At 67.2% G+C, this 6,051-nt stretch carries 8 protein-coding genes; 3 read left to right on the top strand and 5 right to left on the bottom strand.

What is annotated here, in order from left to right:
• Positions 1 to 88 precede the first annotated feature (88 nt).
• Positions 89 to 319 (bottom strand): DUF2277 domain-containing protein, encoded by a 231-nt coding sequence (locus ABT360_RS34985; protein ID WP_351825745.1) that lies wholly within the window; start codon positions 317 to 319, stop codon positions 89 to 91.
• Between the two features lie 32 nt (positions 320 to 351).
• A complete protein-coding gene (locus ABT360_RS34990) occupies positions 352 to 528 on the bottom strand; it encodes a hypothetical protein (protein WP_351825747.1) in 177 nt (58 codons plus the stop codon).
• Positions 529 to 697: 169 nt separating this feature from the next.
• Between ABT360_RS34990 and ABT360_RS35480 the strand changes: the two genes are divergently transcribed.
• The gene (locus ABT360_RS35480; protein ID WP_373297613.1) at positions 698 to 772 is read left to right on the top strand and encodes a 50S ribosomal protein bL37; all 75 of its coding nucleotides are present in this window, start codon (positions 698 to 700) and stop codon (positions 770 to 772) included.
• A 612-nt stretch (positions 773 to 1,384) separates the two neighbouring features.
• Here the strand turns inward: ABT360_RS35480 and ABT360_RS34995 are convergent.
• Complete coding sequence (locus ABT360_RS34995; protein WP_351825749.1) at positions 1,385 to 2,542, bottom strand: SUKH-4 family immunity protein; 1,158 nt, start codon at positions 2,540 to 2,542, stop codon at positions 1,385 to 1,387.
• 99 nt (positions 2,543 to 2,641) lie between these two features.
• On the opposite strand from ABT360_RS34995, the gene ABT360_RS35000 reads away from it, so the two are divergent.
• Positions 2,642 to 3,469, top strand: coding sequence for an SAM-dependent methyltransferase (locus tag ABT360_RS35000; protein ID WP_351825751.1), 828 nt, complete (start codon positions 2,642 to 2,644; stop codon positions 3,467 to 3,469).
• Positions 3,470 to 3,509: 40 nt separating this feature from the next.
• Here ABT360_RS35000 and ABT360_RS35005 read toward each other — a convergent pair whose 3' ends face one another.
• Both ABT360_RS35005 and ABT360_RS35010 read right to left on the bottom strand, forming a co-directional pair.
• Positions 3,510 to 4,061, bottom strand: coding sequence for a flavoprotein (locus ABT360_RS35005; protein ID WP_351825753.1), 552 nt, complete (start codon positions 4,059 to 4,061; stop codon positions 3,510 to 3,512).
• Positions 4,062 to 4,138: 77 nt separating this feature from the next.
• Complete coding sequence (locus tag ABT360_RS35010; protein WP_351825755.1) at positions 4,139 to 4,633, bottom strand: hypothetical protein; 495 nt, start codon at positions 4,631 to 4,633, stop codon at positions 4,139 to 4,141.
• A gap of 670 nt (positions 4,634 to 5,303) precedes the next feature.
• Here ABT360_RS35010 and ABT360_RS35015 point away from each other — a divergent pair.
• Positions 5,304 to 6,051, top strand: a 748-nt coding sequence (locus ABT360_RS35015; protein WP_351825757.1) for a hypothetical protein, incomplete at its 3' end; no start/stop codon positions are given.

Genomic DNA, 6,051 nt, shown 5'->3' on the forward strand with positions numbered 1-6,051 from the left:
TGCCTTCGGCGGGGGACCCCCACCTCCGCCTTGCGATGCACGGCACCAGACGCCACTCCCTGATCCAGCCTGATCCAAACGAAAGACCCTAGCGCTGCCCCGCCCGGGCGACGCCCCGGACCTCGAGTCCGTCGAGCAGCCGCCGGGTCGCCTCGGCGACCTCGTCCACGGCCTGTTCGAAGACCTCGCGGTTGTGCGCGGCGGGCGCGCGGAAGCCGGACACCTTGCGTACGTACTGCAGAGCTGCGGCGCGGATGTCCTCCTCGGTGGCCTCGGTGGGGAGCACGGGCGGGCGGAGGGTCTTGATGCTGCGGCACATGCCCCCAGTGTGCGCCCGCCCGTGCCCCGGGGTCACCGCTTCGGCCGCTTGCGCGCCCTCCCCTTCTCCCGCTCCCTGTCCCGCTCGATCGTGTAGGTCGCCCAGTCCCCCCGGTGCAGGTTGCACCGCGAGGCCCCCACCATGGCGAGCCGCCGGCAGCGCCCACCGTGCTTGGTGCGCGCGCCGCACTTGGACTGTGTACGAGCCATGTCGCCTCCTGGTCTCCCGCCGGTTTCCCCCGGGCAGAGTCCCGCTCCGTGGAACCGCCCAGGCAGGGCGCACGGCCGTCCCACGAAGGTGCGCTCCGTCGCATGCGCGGTTCGGTGTCCGCTGCGCGACGCATGGACGGAACCTAGACTGGCGATGGAGGTACGCACCATGTCGAAGCGAGGAAACAAGCGCCGCGCCCGTAAGAAGAAGGGCGCCAACCACGGCAAGCGCCCCAACGCCTGATCCGCTCCGCCGCGGCCGGCAGACGCCGCCGCTCACATCCGTATGCGCTCGGGACGGCGGCGCAGGCGGGCGCCCCGTGGCAGCACGGCGCCGTCCAGCCCTGGCGCGTCGGTCTCACGCACCGCACGCGCCGTTCCGTCCGTCGCCGCGGCGACGAGGTGACGGGAAGGGCGCGACGCGGGCCAACCGCCCGCGCGGCATCACCCCGGCACCTCCGGACGACGGCCCCATCCGGACGACACTTCTGCGCCGAGTCGGCCCTCAGGCGGTACGCCGAGGGCTGGGCGCGCCCCTGACCCTGGTGTTCAGCCGGCGCCCACCCCCGTAGCGACTCCGCGCCCCACCGGGTCCGAGCGAGCAACGGCAGGGAGCCGTGCCGGTTGATCGTGCGGATGCGCTGTCCGGCCGCGTCGTACGCCATGGACCCGTCCGCCCCGGCCACATGCGCGGAACCGCCCCCCTGCACTCTGGCGCGAGTCCGCTCGCCGGCATCGCCGTCAGCCCCCTCCCCCCGGCTCCGTCCCCTTGTACGTCTTGGGATGACCGGGAAGGACGGTGGCGTGGTCCCGGTCCGAGACGGCCAAACGCGGACCGTCCTGGCCGGCGGACGGCTCACAGCACGCCCCCCGCCTCGTCGTGGAACACCTCCGGCCAGTAGCGGTAGTCGTCCGGACCGCTCGCGGGAAGGCAGGCGATCGGGTCGACCGAGGCGAGGGCAGCGATCATGGTGTCCGCGAGCTGGTGGTAGAAGTCGTCGGTCAGGCGGTGCTCCTTGTCGAGGCTCTGCTGACGGCTGTGCATCCACACCGTGAAGGCGAGGGTCGAGATGTCGGCGTTCACCGGGGTCACCGTGTCGGCGCCCCATTCGACGTAGTGGACCTCGCCGGTGCGGCCGTCGATCACGACCTCGAAGTCGTGCATCAGCCCGCCCAGCACCAGCAGCCGGTCGGCGTCGGGCGGCAGCCTGTCGAGACGCCCCAGATGGTGAAGGGCCGGGTCCTTGCTGAGCCGTTCCCGCTCCTCGCTCAGTGTTTCCAGCAACGTCTCGGGATCATCGTCCAGCGAGAACATGAGGCCATCCTTGGGCAACCCGACCTCGGCGAGGAACCGCCGCGTCGACCCGTGCTCCAGGCCGGCCGGCAACTGTGCCGGATCCACCCGCACGACCTCTGCGGCCCCGAACTCTTCCTCCATGAGCCCCGTCGGCAGATCGAGCAGCAGCCCCCTGCCCGGTCGGGCGATCAGAGCCAGGGGCCGTATCAACGCGGCGATGCGCCAGAACGCCGGGATCTCGTCCACCCACCCGGCCGCCTCCTCCGCGAACACGGACAGCAACCGCTCCGAGGCGGCCTCGACCACCTCGGCACCGCTCCGCCCCACCAGGTCGGCGAACCGCCCGCGCAGCGCGACCAGTTCGTCGACGGCCTCGAGGAAACGCGCCAGCACCTCCAGCGACGGCGCGAACGGAAGGATCCTCGCGTGCCGGGGCGAGTACATCTGCAGGCTGAACACCCGCCCGGTCCGACCGTCGACCACGATCTCCTGGGCATCGTGCGTCTCGACCGGCACATTCCCCACGGCGACCAGGCCCGCGATGTACGGATCGAGATCCGCCGGGTCGAACTCCTCACCGACGAGGCGCGACACCGTCACCACCCGCCCCTCGGCGAGCGGCGTGAACCGCATCAGCTCATGGACGTCCGGCAGTCGGCCCTCGGCGAGAAACCGCCGCGTCGGCTCGTGCGTGATCGCCGGATGGATGCTGGCCATGGTGCCCCCCGTAGTGCCGCGTAGTGATCGCCACTGACACCACGATAGGAGCGACCACTGACAACACGGCTTCCCGCCCCGTAAGTTGGAGCACCGCTGATGACCGACGTTGCCCAGGAGGTTCTTGTGCCGGACCGTGACGACATACACGCCCGGATCGACACCAGCAGGCCGCACTCGGCCCGCTTCTGGAACTATTTCGTGGGCGGCAAGGACTACTACGAGGTGGACCGCGAGCTCGGCGACCAGATCAAGGCGATCTTCCCCGGTCTCGTCGACGTGGCCAGAACGAGCCGCCACTTCCTCGGGCGCGCGGTCCGGCACCTGGCCGCGGAGCAGGGCGTCCGCCAGTTCCTCGACATCGGTACGGGCCTGCCGACCGGCGACAACACCCACGAGGTCGCACAGCAGGTCGCCCCGGACACCCGGATCGTGTACGTGGACAACGACCCCCTTGTCCTGGCCCACGCCAGGGCGCTGCTCACCAGCACCCCCGAGGGACGCACCGCGTACATCGACGCGGACCTGTACGACCCCGGCGCCATCCTGGAAGCGGCCTCGGACACCCTGGACCTCTCGCAGCCCGTCGCCCTGATGATCCTCAACACCCTGGGCCACGTCGCCGACTACGACGACGCCCGCTCCCTGATCACCCGCCTCATGGCGGGCCTCCCGTCGGGCAGCTACCTCACCATCTGCGACGGCACGGCCACCAGTGAAGGCATGATCGCCGCCTCGGAGGCCTACAACAAGAGCGACGCCATCCCCTACTACGTACGCCGCGTCGACGAGATCACCGGCTTCTTCGACGGGCTCGACCTGGTCGACCCCGGAATCGTGCGCGTCACCGACTGGCGCCCGGCCCCGGACACCCCCAAGCCCGCAACCCCGGTCGACGCCTACGGCGGCGTGGGCCGCAAGCCGTAGGACCCGTCCAGGGCGGGGGGGCTCCCATCCGTCCGGCGCGTCAGGCGCCGGCGGGCTCCCGCCCCGCTCGTTCCACGGCGTTCAACGCCACGGCCCACGGATACCCGCCGGACAGATCCTGGCCCGGCGGGTTCGCCACGTAGACGCCCTCCCCGTACAGCACCGTCACGCCGGCCGTCCGCAGTGTCGCCACCGAGGTGCCGAAGGCGGGATGCTGCACATGGGCCTCGTTCACGCAGGGCATCATCACGGTGGGAATGCCCTTGCCGACGCCCTGGGCCACCACGCTCACGACGAACTTCGCCGTCAGCCCCAAGGCCCATTCGTTCATCGCGGTGAACGTCGCCGGGGCGAACAGGATCACGTCCGCCTCGGGCCACACATCCGGCTGCCCCGGCAGCTCGTACGCGAACCGCACAGGGTGCCCCGTGAGCGCCGCCAGACCGTCGAGACTGTGCTCCAGCCACCGGGCGGCGGTCGGCGTCAGACCGAGGCACACGTCCCAGCCCCGGCTCTGAGCGTCCTCGATCGCACGGGCGACATCGAACACGGGCGGCGCGGCTGAGCAGAACAAATACAAGGTCCCCTTCATGGTGCTATCCGATCACACCCAACGCCCCACGTTTGCCGGGGGCTTGGCCCCCGTACGTCCTCTGACCAGGCCGGCGCTCAAGCATCTGTCCCCTCCGCCGCCGCCAAGTGCTCCAGACCCAGCTTCGCCAGGCGCGACCGGATGGCGCTCGGCTGCCGACCGAACTCGGCGGCGAGGGCGGCCGGATCCTTGGTGCCCCCGCGATACAGAGCGAGCAGCCGCTCCTCGTCCTGCGGCAGCCATGGCTGATACGCGTTGGGATACTTACTGCGAATCGCCACCGGGTCCTTCGGCTGCCGGCCGTTTCCACGGTTGTCCGTCACCGCGACAGACGCGATCACGGCAAGCGGGTACCGGGCGGCCTCGGTTCCCGCCGACCACAGGACCGCATGGCCGTCCTCGAAGGTCAGCAGATCAGCGGTCACGTTCACGGCTCTGCGAAGGCAATCGTCGTCGTCAGGGTCAGGTATGTAGTCGGTGAAGGTCACACGCATGGTCGGCTGCGAGTCGCTGTTCCCCATGACGGCAGCCTGTCCGACGATGATCAGCAGGAAAAGACGCTCTTGAGCCAAGGCGCCCCGCCACGGCCGAGGCCCTCGGCCGTGATCGACCGGTGGCCTTCGTGGTCGGTGGGCGCGGACGGTTCCGAACCGCCGACATCTGCTTTGTAAGCCTGGCGCCCGGGTCCAGACACACCCTCGCTGGTCACCAGCCGTACGGGACGCTGATGCCGCCGACGGTCGCCAACGCCGCTACGCACCTGGATTGACCGCAGTTGACCGCTCGATCTGGCATGGTTGTGGCACGCGACCTCTTCGCCCCGAAGCAAGTTGAACGGGCTTCTGGCTTTGGGCAGGTGTGCCGCTCACCTGCGCTTATGGATCTTAGGCTCCCGTGCTTGTTCGCCGCTGTACGCCGACGTTGTCATGTAGTCAGGCACTCACCATCCTGCCTGAGCGACTGGAGCCGACCTACAGGTTCAGGGCGTCATCGACTGCATAGCGCTGCGAGATACTGATCAAAGATGAAGCTGACGGAGTCAAAGAGCGTCACAAATTGCGCGACAGCGAAATAGTTCGCACGCAAAAGATCCAGATTTATCACTTAGACGCAAAGGAGTAAAATAGACCCACAGGTCTGCAATCATGCTGCTGGCATAAATGCGCGAAGGGATGCAAGCGAAGCATGATTGATCTCCCGGCTCTGCCAATCGGACCCAAGTACATGACTATCAGTCCAGAGATGGCCGAGCTCTGGTTGACTCACTGCAACCCGACACATAATCGCGTTCTCTCAGATACCGTCTATGAACGGTATGCGAAGGCGATGGCAGATGGGGCGTGGAGGACAACACATCAGGGTATCGCTTTCGATAAAAATGGCATGCTGCTCGATGGACAGCATAGATTGATGGGTATCAAGCTCTCAGGTGTTTCAGTAGAGATGCTTGTCATTCCCAATTGTGAGGCAGAGACGTTTGATGTACTCGACTCAGGGCATCGCCGACAAGCGGCACAGCTTCTAAAGATCCCCCATAGGGTCATTGTGGCTGCGGCAGCCCGGATCATTGGGCAGATGTATAAAATGTGGGATCCTGTCACCCTTTTCGATGGGTTCTATGACACGAAAGCCGCCACCTCAGACATCCTGAGGGCCGTTGCAGCCTGGCCAGAGCTTACGACCATGGCACCCATTGCCGCTGCGTCATATCGAGCCTCCGGGATCAATCAGCCCACCCATCTAGTGGTGCTCGCCCAAGCGGCACGAACTGAGTACGCGGACAAGATCGACGATTGGGCTAACGGTCTAATTTCTGGCGCCAACATGGATGCAAAAGATCCCCGCCTCGTGCTCAGAAATCGATTCTTCCGTGATCGCGTAGTACTTGGGACGAGCGGAGGGCGTCGAGCCTCCTACAATTTGATCGCCAAGTCTTGGAATAGTTGGGCGCAGGGAAAGCTCCTGGGGACTTTGAAGACCCTCGATGGCG

The organism is Streptomyces sp. NPDC000229 (genome assembly GCF_040300825.1).
GTDB lineage: Bacteria > Actinomycetota > Actinomycetes > Streptomycetales > Streptomycetaceae > Streptomyces.

Excerpts from the sequence above, each read along its gene's own strand:
- ABT360_RS34990 (WP_351825747.1), bottom strand. The coding sequence starts at position 528 with ATGGCTCGTACACAGTCCAAGTGCGGCGCGCGCACCAAGCACGGTGGG.
- ABT360_RS34995 (WP_351825749.1), bottom strand. The coding sequence starts at position 2,542 with ATGGCCAGCATCCATCCGGCGATCACGCACGAGCCGACGCGGCGGTTT.
- ABT360_RS34985 (WP_351825745.1), bottom strand. The coding sequence starts at position 319 with ATGTGCCGCAGCATCAAGACCCTCCGCCCGCCCGTGCTCCCCACCGAG.
- ABT360_RS35000 (WP_351825751.1), top strand. The coding sequence starts at position 2,642 with ATGACCGACGTTGCCCAGGAGGTTCTTGTGCCGGACCGTGACGACATA.
- ABT360_RS35005 (WP_351825753.1), bottom strand. The coding sequence starts at position 4,061 with ATGAAGGGGACCTTGTATTTGTTCTGCTCAGCCGCGCCGCCCGTGTTC.